The organism is Rhodanobacter ginsenosidimutans, from assembly GCF_042655685.1.
GTDB lineage: Bacteria > Pseudomonadota > Gammaproteobacteria > Xanthomonadales > Rhodanobacteraceae > Rhodanobacter > Rhodanobacter ginsenosidimutans.
On the sequence record NZ_JBHSMM010000001.1, the window covers coordinates 1773100 to 1787211 of the forward strand.

At 67.0% G+C, this 14112-nt stretch carries 13 protein-coding genes; 6 read left to right on the forward strand and 7 right to left on the reverse strand.

The window, feature by feature from the left end; all coding sequences use genetic code 11:
• The first annotated feature begins 121 nt into the window (after positions 1–121).
• On the forward strand, positions 122–961 hold the full coding sequence (locus ACFPK0_RS07770) for an HD-GYP domain-containing protein (protein ID WP_056079534.1): 840 nt from the start codon (positions 122–124) through the stop codon (positions 959–961).
• 72 nt (positions 962–1033) lie between these two features.
• On the opposite strand, the gene aat is transcribed toward ACFPK0_RS07770, so the two are convergent.
• The 3 genes from aat to trxB form a co-directional block, all read right to left on the reverse strand.
• On the reverse strand, positions 1034–1756 hold the full coding sequence (gene aat, locus ACFPK0_RS07775) for a leucyl/phenylalanyl-tRNA--protein transferase (protein WP_056079531.1): 723 nt from the start codon (positions 1754–1756) through the stop codon (positions 1034–1036).
• Positions 1753–2925 (reverse strand): GNAT family N-acetyltransferase, encoded by a 1173-nt coding sequence (locus ACFPK0_RS07780; RefSeq protein WP_377339564.1) that lies wholly within the window; start codon positions 2923–2925, stop codon positions 1753–1755. Before ACFPK0_RS07780 ends, aat begins: the two co-directional genes overlap by 4 nt.
• An 86-nt stretch (positions 2926–3011) precedes the next feature.
• Positions 3012–3977 carry a thioredoxin-disulfide reductase gene (gene trxB / locus ACFPK0_RS07785; protein WP_007079738.1) on the reverse strand — a complete coding sequence of 322 codons (966 nt, stop codon included), beginning with the start codon at positions 3975–3977 and terminating at the stop codon, positions 3012–3014.
• Positions 3978–4441: 464 nt separating this feature from the next.
• Here trxB and ACFPK0_RS07790 point away from each other — a divergent pair, with 464 nt between their 5' ends.
• From ACFPK0_RS07790 to ACFPK0_RS07810, 5 genes are all read left to right on the forward strand, one after another.
• Positions 4442–6769: a DNA translocase FtsK gene (locus ACFPK0_RS07790; protein WP_056079523.1), complete on the forward strand. Its 2328-nt coding sequence runs from the start codon at positions 4442–4444 to the stop codon at positions 6767–6769.
• 171 nt (positions 6770–6940) lie between these two features.
• Complete coding sequence (gene lolA / locus ACFPK0_RS07795) at positions 6941–7600, forward strand: outer membrane lipoprotein periplasmic chaperone LolA (RefSeq protein ID WP_377339567.1); 660 nt, start codon at positions 6941–6943, stop codon at positions 7598–7600.
• A 10-nt stretch (positions 7601–7610) separates the two neighbouring features.
• On the forward strand, positions 7611–8285 hold the full coding sequence (locus ACFPK0_RS07800; RefSeq protein ID WP_377339569.1) for a YoaK family protein: 675 nt from the start codon (positions 7611–7613) through the stop codon (positions 8283–8285).
• A 40-nt stretch (positions 8286–8325) separates the two neighbouring features.
• Positions 8326–9678: a replication-associated recombination protein A gene (locus tag ACFPK0_RS07805; RefSeq protein WP_377339571.1), complete on the forward strand. Its 1353-nt coding sequence runs from the start codon at positions 8326–8328 to the stop codon at positions 9676–9678.
• Between the two features lie 19 nt (positions 9679–9697).
• Positions 9698–10483: a sterol desaturase family protein gene (locus ACFPK0_RS07810; protein WP_377339573.1), complete on the forward strand. Its 786-nt coding sequence runs from the start codon at positions 9698–9700 to the stop codon at positions 10481–10483.
• A gap of 89 nt (positions 10484–10572) precedes the next feature.
• Here the strand turns inward: ACFPK0_RS07810 and ACFPK0_RS07815 are convergent, their stop codons facing one another.
• From ACFPK0_RS07815 to ACFPK0_RS07830, 4 genes are all read right to left on the reverse strand, one after another.
• Positions 10573–11331, reverse strand: a complete 759-nt coding sequence (locus ACFPK0_RS07815) for a DUF1499 domain-containing protein (RefSeq protein WP_377339575.1) — start codon at positions 11329–11331, stop codon at positions 10573–10575.
• A gap of 123 nt (positions 11332–11454) precedes the next feature.
• Entirely contained in the window at positions 11455–12183 is a 729-nt protein-coding gene (locus ACFPK0_RS07820; RefSeq protein WP_377339577.1) for a TIGR04282 family arsenosugar biosynthesis glycosyltransferase, read from the reverse strand.
• Positions 12180–12917, reverse strand: a complete 738-nt coding sequence (locus ACFPK0_RS07825; RefSeq protein ID WP_056079508.1) for a TIGR04283 family arsenosugar biosynthesis glycosyltransferase — start codon at positions 12915–12917, stop codon at positions 12180–12182. Before ACFPK0_RS07825 ends, ACFPK0_RS07820 begins: the two co-directional genes overlap by 4 nt.
• Complete coding sequence (locus tag ACFPK0_RS07830) at positions 12917–13993, reverse strand: methyltransferase domain-containing protein (protein ID WP_056079503.1); 1077 nt, start codon at positions 13991–13993, stop codon at positions 12917–12919. The genes ACFPK0_RS07825 and ACFPK0_RS07830 overlap by 1 nt, the downstream gene beginning before the upstream one ends.
• Positions 13994–14112 lie beyond the last annotated feature (119 nt).

Consider the following 14112-nt stretch of genomic DNA (forward strand, 5'->3'; position numbering starts at 1 on the left):
TGTGTTGACCCAGGGAGTCAGTCGGGCTTGAGTGGGCTGGGCTGCAAGGCCAGCTCTTCGCCTCGACCACACAAGTCCGACAGGCCCCTGAAGCGAAACCTCCTCAATGGGATGACTATCCGTGACGAAACGCCCACAGCTGCGCACCGTCGTTCTTTACGTATCCGTGTCGGCACTGTGGATCTGGTTTTCCGACCACGCGTTGAATGCCGTGGCCGGCGACCGCGCCGATCTGCCATTCCTGCAGAGCATCAAGGGCTGGTTCTTCGTACTTGGTACCGGCGCGTTGCTGTATTGGATGCTCGGCCGCGACATGCGCCGGCTGCAGCAGGCCACCCAGCGACTGCTGGACGGGCAGGAGCAGGCATTGCGCGTGTTGGTGTCGGCGATCGACATCCGGCACAAGGAAACCGGGGATCATTCCGGCCGCGTGATGCGCATGGCCACCGGCCTGGCGCGCGTGGCAGGGGTGCATGGCGATGCGCTGCGCAACCTCTCATTCGGCGCCTTGCTGCATGACATCGGCAAGCTGGCGGTGCCCGACGCGATCCTGGTCAAGCCGGGCAGGCTCGACGAAGGGGAGATCGCCGTCATGCGCCAGCACGCGCGGTTCGGCGGCGACATGCTGCAGCGGGTGGATTTCCTGCGCGGTGCAAGCGACATCCCTTACAGCCACCACGAGCGCTGGGACGGCGCCGGTTATCCTGCCGGCCTGCGCGGCGAAGCCATCCCGCTGGCGGCGCGGATATTCAGCGTCGTCGACATCTGGGATGCGCTGATTTCCCCGCGCGTCTACAAGCCCGCCTGGCCCGAAGCCGACGTCCTCGACTACCTGCGCAAGGTGGCCGGCAGCCAGCTCGACCCCCGACTGGTCGCGCTGTTCATCGAGCACTACGACGACATCAAGGCGCTGGGCGAGCCACCCGAAACCGCCGAGCCGCCACGCGCCGCGCTCTCGTAGGAGTGCACCCTGTGCGCGACGCTTTTTGCCGAAAATGACGAAGAGCCTCGCGCACAGGGTGCGCTCCTGCCGCTATTTGCAGGGCTGGATCAGCTCATCCGTAAATGCCGCCCAATTGCCCGGCTGACCGGGCCGGCGACGTAACGTGGCCACGTCCTGCAGGTACTGCGCCCGCGGTATCTCGACAGCGCCGAGGCTCACGGTGTGTGCGTTGGCCACCTGGGTGTCGATCAGCGGGAAATCCCAGCCGTGCAGCAGCTTGGCCAGCGCAACCAGCGCCAGTTTGGATGCGCCGCTCTGGCGGCTGAACATCGACTCGCCGCAGAACAGTTGCCCCAGCGCAATGCCGTAGATGCCACCGATCAGTTGCGTGCCCTCCCAGACTTCGAGGCTGTGGGCGTGGCCCAGGTGATAGAGGCGGTTGTAGGCATCGACCATCGCCGGCACGATCCAGGTGCCCGAGGCGTCCCGGCGCGGCGCGGCACAGCCGCGAACCACCGCGTCGAATGCGTGGTCGAGCGTGAGGTGCCAATGCTTGCCCGCCAACTGCCGACGCAGGCTGCGGTTGATGCGCAGGTCCTGCGTGTGCAGCACGCAACGCGGATCGGGCGACCACCACAGGATCGGCTCGCCATCGCTGAACCAGGGAAAGATGCCCTTGCCGTAGGCCGCCAGCAGCCGCGTCGGCGAAAGGTCGCCGCCAAACGCCAGCAGGCCGTTGGGTTCCGTCAACGCCTGCCGGGGGTCGGGGAACGACGCCGGCGCGTCCGGATCGAGCAGGGGCAGGCGGATCACGGCGACAGGTCGCGCGGTGAGCCGGTTTCGTTGTCCTCGCGGGTCTTCGCATACGGGCTGTGCGCCAGCAGTTCGGCCGCATAGCCGTCCACCGCTTCCGCTTCGTGGATCAGCGCGTCCGCCACCGCCGCGCGGAAGCCGGGGTTGACCAGGAAATGCCGCGAATGCGTGCGTACCGGCAGAAAGCCGCGTGCCAGCTTGTGCTCGCCCTGCGCGCCGGGTTCGAAACGCTGCAGGCCCTGCGCGATGGCGTAGTCGATGCCGCGGTAATAGCACAGCTCGAAATGCAGCCCCGGTACGTCCACCGACGCGCCCCAATAGCGCCCATACAACACGCCGCCGCCCTGAATGAACAGCGCCATCGCCACGATGGTTTCGCCGTCGCGCGCCAGCGCCAGTTGCGCGGTCTGGCCCAGTTCGCCCAGGTGGCTGAAGAACGCGGCGGTGAGCGCAGCGTGGTTGCCCTTGGCGTCGAAGGTGGTCTCGTACAACGCATGCACGCGGCGCCATTCGAGCAGGCTGAGGCTGTCGCCGCTGCGCCATTCGATGGCAAGGCCGCTGGCCGCCACCTGTTCGCGCTCGCGCAGGATGTTCTTGCGCTTCTTGTGGTTGAGCGTGGCCAGGAACGCCGGGAAATGGCGGTAGCCGTGGTTGTGCCAATGGAACTGCACGTCCGACCGCACCAGCCAGTCCTCGTCAAACGCCTCGGTTTCGCCGGCCTCCAGAAAATTGGCATGCACCGAGGAAAGCCCCAGCTCCTCCGCTTCGCCGCGCATCGCCTCCACCAGCGCCCGCTGCAGCAGGACCGTTTGCCCGTCGCTGCCAGCCAGCAGCCGCGGCCCGGTGACCGGCGAGTAGGGCACGCCGTTGAGCAGTTTCGGGTAGTACTCGCCGCCAGCCTGCTGCCAGGCACGCGCCCAGCCGAAATCGAACACGAACTCGCCGTGCGAGTTGCCCTTGAAGTACAGCGGTGCGGCGGCAATCAGCCGCTCGCGCTCGTAGATGCCCAGATGATGCGGCTGCCAACCCCAGTCCGGCCGGATGCAGCCGGAGCGCTCCAGCGTGGCCAGGAACGCATGCGAGACAAACGGATTGTCGTCGCTGCGCAAGGCGTCCCACGCCGCGGCGGGCAGGTCGGCAATGGCGTCATGGAAGCGGGTGGTGAGCATGGTTCGGCCTGTAGGAGCGCACCTTGTGCGCGATGCTTTTCGTTACGTGACGAAGAGCTGTCGCGCACAGGGTGCGCTCCTACATCTCACGCTGCCGGCGTCTGCTGATCCAGCCAGCGCTCGGCATCCAGCGCGGCCATGCAGCCGAAGCCGGCCGAGGTGATCGCCTGGCGGTAGACATGGTCGGCCACGTCGCCGGCGGCGAACACGCCTTCGACCGAGGTCATCGTGGCCATGCCCTGCTGGCCGCTGTGGATCCTGATGTAGCCGTCGTGCATGTCGAGCTGGCCCTGGAAGATGCCGGTATTGGGCGTGTGGCCGATCGCCACGAAGAAGCCGGTGGCCTCGATGTCGCGGGTGGCGCCGGAGTTGACGTCCTTCACGCGCACACCGGTGACGCCGGAGTCGTCGCCCAGCACCTCGTCCACGCTGTGGTTCCACACCAGCTCGATCTTGCCGGCGGCGGCCTTCTCGAACAGCTTGTCCTGCATGATCTTCTCGGCGCGCAGCTTGTCGCGGCGATGCACCAGGTAGACCTTGCTGGCGATGTTGGAAAGGTACAGCGCCTCTTCCACGGCGGTATTGCCGCCGCCGATCACCACCACCGCCTGCTCGCGGAAGAAGAAGCCGTCGCAGGTAGCGCAGGCGGACACGCCCTTGCCCTTGAACTTCTCCTCCGAGGCGATGCCCAGGTACTTCGCGGTGGCGCCGGTGGTGATGATCAGCGCGTCGGCGGTGTAGTCGCCGGAGTCGCCGCGCAGCCGGAACGGGCGCTGCTTCAGATCCACCGTGTGGATGTGATCGAAGATCATCTCGGTGTGGAAGCGCTCGGCGTGTTCGGCCATGCGCTGCATCAATGCCGGCCCCTGCAGCCCCTCGACGTCGCCCGGCCAGTTGTCCACGTCGGTGGTGGTCATCAGCTGGCCGCCCTGCTGCAGGCCGGTGATCATGGTCGGCTTGAGGTTGGCGCGCGCGGCGTAGACCGCCGCGGTGTAGCCGGCGGGGCCGGAGCCGAGGATCAGCAGTCGACTGTGCTTGGGAACGGTGTTCATTTTTGCCAGTTACTCCGCGGAGTTTTGCAGCGGTTGCGGGATGGTGTGCGCTGGGGCGGTTGTCCGGGGTTGCCCGCGCAAGCCGTTGATCCGGCGGTCGCTGTGCGTCGATGACGCGTGGCAGGGTCCTGAAAAATCGCCGGTCCAGCGGCGCACCGTTATAATCCTCGTCAGCTGTCGACGGCCGTGGCATGCGGTCGCGGCTTTTCGCGAAGGCTTGCGCATGACCGACGAACAGCGGCGGTTCAGTCGGCAAGGATGGGGAATCGAAGCCGCCGATTCAAGGCGAACGGCAGGCCCGGCGTCGCCGCGGTGATTTTCCGCCACACTTCTCCCTTGACAGGATTTGCCCTGATGGCCCGCAAAACCCCGAATCCCGGCACCGGCGGTGCCCCTGACGGCAAGCTGGTACAACCGGCGTTGCAAGGTATGCTCTGACGTTGGTCAACAGGAAGAGGTCGTCCATGGCGACACGCAGCACGAACGCCAGACAGCCGGCCCGGGAAGGCCTCAGCGAGGAGTTGAAACGGCGCCTGCGCGAAGCCGGCGCGCTGCTGTTGCTGCCGCTGGCGCTATACCTGCTGGTGTGCCTGTTCAGTTACAACCCGATGGATCCGAGCTGGTCGCATGTGGGTAGCGCCGATCACGCGCGCAACTTCGGCGGCATGCTGGGTGCGTACGTGGCCGACCTGCTGCGCTACCTGTTCGGCATGGTGGCGTATGCATTCCCGCTGCTGCTGGTCCTGCTGGGCGTGAACGTGCTGCGCCACCGGGCGGAACCCAGCAGCAGCCGTTGGGAGCCTTCGCTGCGGCTGATCGGCTCGGTGTTCTTCTTCATTACCGCGCCGGGCCTTTGCTGGCTCAATTTCCCCGACAGCGGCATGGCGCCCCAGGGCGCCGGCGGCATGATCGGCGAGGCAGTGGGCAAGGGGCTGCAATACGTTTTCGGCTACAAGGGCGCGCCGCTGCTGTTGCTGGCGGTGTTCCTGGTGGCCGTGACGCTGGCCACCGGGCTGTCGTGGTTCAAGGTGATGGACTGGACCGGGCACACGGTGCTGCGGCTGACCGAGATGGTTCGCGAGCGCCTGCGCCAGGCGCCGCAGGAACGCGCTGCGCGGCTGGCGCGCACCGAGCGCGCTGCGGTGAAGAAAGACGACGCGGTGAAGCAGGCGAAACGCGAGCCGGTGCGGATCGAATCGGCCCCCGCGCCGGTGACCAAAAGCGAGCGCGCCCGGCTGGAAACACAGATCCCGCTGTTCGTGGGCGCTGCCGCGCCGGGCGAGCTGCCACCGCTGTCGCTGCTGGACGAGGCGCCGGAGCAGGGCCCGGGCTATTCGGAAGAAACGCTCGAGGTGCTGTCGCGCCAGGTGGAGTTGAAGCTCAAGGATTTCCGCATCGAGGCCAAGGTGGTGGGTGTGTACCCCGGCCCGGTGATCACCCGCTTCGAGCTGGAGCCGGCCGCCGGCGTGCGCGGTTCGCAGGTGTCCAGCCTGGACAAGGACATCGCCCGCGGCCTGTCCGTGGTGAGCGTGCGCGTAGTTGACGTGATCCCCGGCAAGAACGTGATCGGCCTGGAGATCCCCAACACCCGCAAGCAGATCGTCTATCTCTCCGAGATCCTGCGATCGGACAAGTACGACCAGCAGAAATCGCCGCTGGCGCTGGCACTGGGCAAGGACATCGGCGGGAAACCCGTCGTGGTGGACCTGGCCAAGATGCCGCACCTGCTGGTCGCCGGCACCACCGGTTCGGGCAAGTCGGTGGCGGTCAACGCGATGGTGCTTTCGCTGCTGTACAAGGCCAGCGCCAAAGACGTGCGCATGATCATGATCGACCCGAAGATGCTGGAGCTCTCGGTCTACGAGGGCATCCCGCACCTGCTGGCGCCGGTGGTCACCGACATGAAGGAAGCGGCCAACGCGCTGCGCTGGTGCGTGGCCGAGATGGAGCGCCGCTACAAGCTGATGGCCGCCGTGGGCGTGCGCAACCTGGCCGGCTTCAACAAGAAGGTGAAGGACGCCGAGAACGCCGGCCAGCCACTGCTCGATCCGCTGTTCCGCCCCAATCCGGAGATGCCCAACCTGGCCGCCGAGCCGCTGGAGCCATTGCCGAACATCGTGGTGATCATCGACGAGTTCGCCGACATGATGATGATCGTCGGCAAGAAGGTGGAGGAGCTGATCGCCCGCCTGGCGCAGAAGGCGCGCGCTGCCGGCGTGCACCTGATCCTGGCCACCCAGCGTCCGTCGGTGGATGTGATCACCGGCCTGATCAAGGCCAACATCCCCACCCGCATCGCGTTCCAGGTATCCAGCAAGATCGACTCGCGCACGATCCTCGACCAGTCCGGCGCCGAGGCGCTGCTGGGTCACGGCGACATGCTGTACCTGCCGCCGGGCACCGCCACGCCCGAGCGCGTGCATGGCGCCTTCGTCGACGACCACGAGGTGCACGGCGTGGTCAACTGGCTGAAATCCCAGGGCGAGCCCAACTACATCGAAGGCGTGCTGGAGGAAGTACAGGCCACCAGCGACGGCAAGTTCATCAATGATTCCGGCATCCCGCAGGATGGCGAGGAGGGTGGCGATGCCGAGGCGCAGCTGTACGACAAGGCCGTCGCCATTGTCACCCAGACCCGCCGGGCCTCCATCTCCGGCGTGCAGCGCCATCTGCGCATCGGCTACAACCGCGCCGCCCGCCTGGTCGAACAGATGGAGCAGGACGGCGTGGTCAGCGCGCCCCAGCACAACGGCAATCGCGAAGTGCTGGCGCCCCCGCCGCCGCGGGATTGAGCCGCGGCAATGCGGGATGCGGGAAAATTGTAGGAGCGACTTCAGTCGCGATGCTCTTGTTCCGGGGCTTCAGAGAAAAAGCATCGCGACTGAAGTCGCTCCTACAGAGAACACGCTCCGGTTAAGCCAATACGCCCCACAATCCGCACCGCCATCGCTTTGGGAAATCCGATGAAACGCTTCACCTTTGCCTTCGCCCTCCTGTTGCTGTCGCTCGGTAGCGTGGCCCAGGCCGCCACCGGGCCGGCACGCACGCGGCTGGATGCGTTCGCGCAGAACCTGCATTCGCTGACCGGTCATTTCAGCCAGACCCTGATCGACATCAACGGGCACGACAGCAAGACCAGCGCGGGTACGCTGGCGCTGCAGTCGCCGCGGCAGTTTCGCTGGGAGACGTTGACGCCGTACAAGCAGACCATCGTGGCCGACGGCAGCCGCGTGTGGATGTACGACCCGGAGCTGGACCAGGTCACCGTGCGGATCCAGAGCGCCGAGGAGGCGCACAGCCCGCTCACCGTGCTCACCGACGTGTCGCAACTGGACAACAACTTCAAGGTGGCCGAACGCGGCGAGCGCGACGGCCTGCAATGGCTGCGGCTCACCTCCACCGCGAAAGACCCGCAGTTCGACTACGCCGACCTGGGTTTCGACGCCAGCGGCCTGGCGCGCATGACCTTCCGCGACCAGCTCGGCTCCACCACGGACATCCGCTTTTCCGGCTGGCAGCGCAACGTGGCGATCCCGCCATCGACCTTCAACTTCGTGCCGCCGCCGGGCGCCGACGTGATCGGCGATGCGCCGGTGATCAACGTGCAGCCGCTGAAAGACTGACCGCATCCTCATGCCGGTCTTGCGTCAACTGCCGCGTTGGGCCTGGTTCGGCGGCGGCGTGCTCGCCTTCATCGCGGGCATCGTCAACGCCGCCGGCTACATGGGTTTTCGCCACCAGTCGATCACCAACCTCACCGGCTCCGCCAGCCTGTTCGGCGTGGCGCTGGGCACTGGCGACAGCGGCGAGGCGTGGCATTGGCTGCTATCGATCGGTGCGTTCGTGCTCGGTGCCGTGGTCAGCGGCATGATCGTGCAGCAGAGCACGCTGCAGCTGGGTCGCCGTTACGGGGTGACCCTGGTGCTGGAATCGATCCTGCTGTTCGCGGCCGTGCCATTGCTGCATCAAAACGATTCGCTGGGGCTTTACCTGGCCGCGATGGGCGCCGGGTTGCAGAACGGCATGGCCAGCACGTACAGCGGCATGGTGTTCCGCACTACTCATGTCTCGGGCATGTTCACCGACCTCGGCATCTACATCGGCCAGCGCCTGCGTGGCCTCACCGTGGATACCTTGCGCGTGCGGGTGTGCGTGCTGGTGATCGTCACCTTCACCCTGGGCAGTGCCGCGGGCGCGCTGCTTTTCCCCGCCTTGCATGAGCGCACCCTGCTGGTGCCCGCCGCGCTGACGGGTTTGTGCGGCCTGGGCTACACGCTGTATCGCCGCCGGGCCCCGGCCGACGCCTGAGCGAACGCGGTGCCCACAACCGGCGGGTTATCATCCGCCCATGCCTCGTAACCCATCCCCGTCCGCCGATCTGTTCGCCACCGAAACCGATGCGCTGAAACCGCTGGCCGAGCGCATGCGCCCGCGCAGCCTCGACGAAATCGTGGGCCAACAGCGGCTGGTGGGGCCGGACAAGGCGCTGCGCCGCGCGCTGGAGGCGGGCAAGATCCATTCGATGGTGCTGTGGGGGCCGCCCGGTTGCGGCAAGACCACGCTGGCGCTGCTGGTGGCGCGCTACGCCGACGCGGATTTTCGCGCGATTTCCGCCGTGCTCTCCGGCTTGCCGGACGTGCGCAAGGCGCTGGCCGAAGCCGAGGTGAACTTTGCCCAGGGCCGGCGCACCGTGCTGTTCGTGGACGAGGTGCACCGCTTCAACAAGACCCAGCAGGATGCGTTCCTGCCGCACATCGAACGCGGCGTGATCATCTTCATCGGCGCCACCACCGAAAACCCCTCGTTCGAACTGAACTCCGCGCTGCTGTCGCGCTGCCGCGTGCACGTGCTGGAGCCGGTTTCCGGCGACGACATCATTGCCGCGCTGAAACGTGCGCTGGCGGACAGCGAGCGCGGACTGGGCACGTTGCAGTTGCAGGTCGGCGACGAAGCGCTGGATTCCATCGCCCAGGCCGCCGACGGCGATGTGCGCCGCGCGTTGACCCTGCTGGAAATCGCCGCCGAACTGGCTGACCATGACTCATCAGAGCCGGGCCGCATCGATCAAACCACGCTGACCCAGGTGCTGGCCGACCGCACCCGCCGTTTCGACAAGCAGGGCGAACAGTTCTACGACCAGATCTCGGCGCTGCACAAATCCGTGCGCTCGTCCGACCCCGACGCCGCCGTGTACTGGTTGTGCCGCATGCTCGACGGCGGCGTCGATCCGCTGTACCTCGCGCGCCGCATGACCCGCATGGCGGTCGAAGACGTGGGCCTGGCCGAACCGCGCGCCTGGCGCATGGCGCTGGATGCATGGGATACCTACGAACGCCTGGGCAGCCCCGAAGGCGAACTGGGCCTGGCCCAGCTGGCGATCTGGCTGGCCATCGCGCCCAAGAGCAACGCCGCCTACATGGCCTACAACAAGGCCCGCGCCGCGGTGCGCGAAGGCGGCACGCTGGAAGTGCCGATGCACCTGCGCAACGCGCCCACCAAGCTGATGAAAGGCATGGGCTACGGCAAGGGCTATCAGTACGACCACGACGCCGAAGGCGGCATCGCGCTGGATCAGCAATGCCTGCCCGACGCGCTGGTCGGCACCGTGTTCTACGAGCCGGTCGAGCGCGGCCTGGAACTGCAATTGCGCGAGAAGCTGCTCGACCTGCGCAAGCGTCGCCGCGACGCGCAGGGTTCGTGACCGCGGCCGGCATGCGCCGATGAACGCCGTGGCCTGGCGCGCTGCCATCTTCGTCGTGCTGCTGTTGCTGTTGGTGCTGGCCGAATGGCGCTGGCCGCGGCATCAAGGTAATCCCGACCGGCGTCATCGCTGGCCGGTGAACCTGGGCTTCGGCCTGGTTGGCGCGCTCTGCCTGCGCTTGCTGTTGCCGTGGCTGGCCATCGATGCCGCGCTATGGGCGCAGCAACACCACGTCGGCCTGTTGCACCTGTGGACGCTGCCATCGTGGCTGGCCATCGTGGTGACTTTGATGGCGCTGGACTTGCTGATCTACGCCCAGCATCGGCTGATGCATCGGGTGGGCTGGCTGTGGCGGTTGCATCGCCTGCACCACAGCGACCTCACGCTGGATGCCAGCTCCGCCATGCGTTTCCACCCGCTGGAAATCCTGTTTTCGATGGGCCTGAAGATTGCCGCGGTGCTGGCGCTGGGCGCCGCACCCGCGGCCGTGCTGGCGTTCGAGATCCTGCTCAACGGTTTCGCGATGTTCACCCACGCGAACCTGGCCTTGCCGCTTGGGCTGGATCGCGCGCTGCGCTGGGTGGTCGTCACGCCCGACATGCACCGCATCCACCACTCGGTGCTGCGCGACGAGCACGACAGCAACTTCGGCTTCAACCTGTCGTGGTGGGACTGGTTGTTCCGCAGCTACCGCGACGCCCCACGCCAACCGCAGGCAACCCTGCGGCTGGGGCTGGACCGGTTCCGCGACAGCCGCGAGCAGCGCTTCGGCGCCCTGATGCTGCAACCGTTCCGCCGCCGGTGAACCCGTAGGAGCGACTTCAGTCGCGATGCCTTTCGACGTCCCTCAAAAACATCGAGCACAGGGTGCGCTCCTACAAAAAACCGCGCGCGTCAGTGGGCGCCCACCGCCTCACGCAATTTGCGGCTGTACGCGCGAATACGCGCCGCGTTGGCGCCCACGTCGCTGCCGCCCACGCGCGATTCGGAGCGCACATCCACGCGCGTACCGCCGGCCTCGGGCCGCAGGCGAATCACCACGTCGTCCTTGAAACCGAACCAGAACGTGGTAGCGGTGGCCTCGATGCGGCCCTCATCCGGCACCTGCGCCGCGATCACCCAGCCCATCGACTTGGCGCTGTCCAACGCCGCCTTGAAGACTGTCGCCGGCGGCGCGTCGAATTGCAGCGGCTGGATGTCCGGATAAGCCGCATGCTGCTTGGCCGCCACCTCGGCACCGCCGTAGACGGCTGAGTTGGGTGCGTCCGCGCGCTCGGCCAGCAGCGTCTGGAACGGCGGCGGGTTGGCCGTGTCGGTGGTGATGTCGTGGATCGCCGGCACCGAGCCGGCCTTGTGCTTGAACAGCATCGGCGGCACGAACGCAATCACGCCCAGCACGATAGCGATCAGCGCCCGCACCAGGTAGCGCCGCGGCTGGGCGAACAGCGCCAGCAGCAGCGCGACCACGCCGAACAGCGCCGCCAGCAGGCCCAGCCAGTAACCGAAGAACACGCTCGAGAAAGCGGCGCCCAGGCCGATCATTCCGGCCCGATAAAGCGGCCCGGCCAACATCGCCAACAGCGCGATGATGCCGGCCAGCAAACCGAGCGAGGCGATGCGGCGAGTCCAGGGGAAGGGTGGTCGAGTATTCATGCGATGGCTCCAGGTTGGTGTACGGGCTCTTGGGCGTGGCGTTCAATCAGTTGTTGCGGGATGTCGGCGGAAGGGCGGATGGGGCGCTCTTGATCTTGTTTCGCATGACGAAAAGCGCCCCCCTCAGCCCTTCGGGCAGCTCCCCCCGCTGTGCAGGGGGAGCAATCTATCGGGGCTTCTCGGGTCGTCCACGCATTCCTCCAGCAGCCAGTCGAGCAGCTCGCGTTGTTCGGGCAGCGGCGCGGGCAGTGCCTTCAAATCGACGATGAGCGACGCCAGATCGCCACCGTCATCGACATCGTTGAGCATCGGCAGCGACGCGATGGCGCCGTCGCTCGACAAGGCGTCGATCAACGCGCTGGCGGTATCGGTGCACGAATAACGCGGCGCCAGCCACGCAGCCTCCGGTACCGGCTGGCGTGTGCCGAACAGCCAGAAGCCGCCATCGTGCGCCGGCGCCAAGACGAAGGGCGTGGCGGGATCGTCCAGCGCTTCGAGCGCCGCAGACACTAGGTCGACCCGGATCTGCGGCGCATCGGCGCCGATCAGCAGCACGCGCCCGTGACGCTGCTGCAGCAACGCACAGACGTGATGCAGCCGCGCGCCGAGTGTGCCTTCGCCTTGCCACAGCGTGGACAGCGTGCTCCACATCGGATCATTGAGGGCGTCGCGTTCGGCGACAGCCCAGCACGGTTGAGCGGCGGGCATCGCGGCGCGGGCCACGGCGGCGACGGCCGCGGCGGCCAGGCGGTGGAAGTGTTCGGCGCGTGGTTGCCCGATGCTCGCCGCAAGACGGGTCTTCACCGGCGAGTGGCCGGGCGTCTTGACGAAGATGGCCAGCGCCGCGCTCATCGTCGTTCCCGCCGCAGGCGGCGCCATTGCGGCCACGCCTGGATCAGGGTCAGCCAAAGATGCCGCGAGGTCGTTCGCCACCAGCCATGCCGTGCGTATTTGCGGGCGCTGGTTTGCAGCGCCGCGCCGACGCCGACGATGGGCAGGCCGGCGCGCCGCGCGGTCCATACCAGCAGGTGATCCTCGCCGTAGCGCACGCGCTCGTCGAAGCCGCCCAGCGCGGTGAAGCAATGCGCCGGCAACAACAAGCCCTGGTCGCCAAAAGGCATCTTCAGCCAGTGCGAGCGAAGGTTGGCGCCACAGGCGTTCAACGTGGCCAGCCGCGGGCCGTCGCGGCTGAAGGACAGGTCGAAGAAACCCAGCGCGTCATCCGCCCGCTGCGTGAAGCGCTGCAACGCCGCAAGCGTTTCCGGTTGCAGTCGGGAGTCGGCATGCACAAACCACAACCATCGTCCGCGCGCGGCCTGGGCGCCGCTGTTCTGCTGCCGCGCGCGACCCGGTGGGCTGCCGATCTGGCGCAGCGTCGATCGTGTCGACGACGGCAGTGGCGGCAATGCTTGCGCGCCGGCATGCACCAGGATCACTTCGCTGTCGTGGGGCAAGCCTTCGGACAGTTGATCGAGCAAAGGACGCCATGCCGTTTCGCCCGGTGCCAGCGGCACGATCACCGACAGGCGCAGCGAGCCTGCGGCGGCCGTGTCGTGATCGATACCGCTGGCGGGGCTCGCGTTCATCAGCAGCAGGCGCCGCCCGTGTCAGCAGCGGCGTGCGTGTCCGGCGCGCAATCGAACAAGCCGAAGTGCCGCTGCTTGTCGCCGTCGATGCGGAAATGCCCCGCATAACGGCTGGCGCCCAGCATGTCGGCAGTGTTGCCGCAAACGCTTAGCGGGCGGCCGGTTTCGAAATGGTGGTGGTCATCGAGGTCGAACGCATGCGGCTGGTGCGGCAGCGTGCCGAGATACGTGGCGACCTGGCCATAGTCCTCGCAGCGATCCTCCAGCGGCAGCTTGAACGCGCGCCAGGTGATGGATTCGAAACGGGCAAAGCCGATGCGCTGCTCCACCGCGGGGTCGGTCAGTTCGATCGGGCTGCGGGCGCATACGCGCGCATCGGCCACGCCCAGCGTGCCCAGCAGGCGGCGGAAGTCCTCGACGTACAGCGCGCCGGCCAGGCACTCGCCCAGCAAGACCGGGTCACGCATCAGTGCGGCAGGCAGGCGGCGGTCGGCGAACACGTCGGAGAAGTACAACTCGCCGCCGGGCTTCAGCACACGCAGGATCTGCGCGAACGCACGCGCCTTGTCGGGCACCAGGTTGAGCACGCAATTGGAGACCACCACGTCGACCGAGTTGTCGGCGATGCCCAGCGCGTCGAGGTTGGCCAGATCGCCGGCCAGCAAGCTGACGTTGCTGCGCGCGTGGCCGAACGCTTTGGCGTGGTAATCGCGATGACGCTCGGCCACGGCCAGTTGCGCGGCGGTCATGTCCACGCCGATCACGCGGCCTTGCTCGCCAACCAGGCGCGACAGCAGATAGACGTCGCGACCGGTGCCACAGCCCAGGTCCAGCACGGTGGCGCCCGTCAGCGCAGGCGGGATGGGCGAGCCGCAACCGTAGAAGCGTTCGGTGATTTCCGGATGCAACAGGGCGGCGGTTTCGCGCAGGTGCAGCGGCATGGCGCTGGTGCTGCAGCAGGCGGTGGTGCGCAGGTCGGTGCTGCTTTTCAGCGTCTCGCCGTAGTACTCGCGCACGTCGTCGCGAACGCGGGAGTCATCGCCGCAGCAGGTCTTGGTTTGGGTGTCTTCGGTCATGTTTGTGCTTCGGGTTGGAGGTTGATGAATAGCGCCGGACCTGTTCCTTTGTAGGAGCGACTTCAGTCGCGACGCTCTTCTTCATGCCGACGAAGGGCAAAAGCGTCGCGACTGAAGTC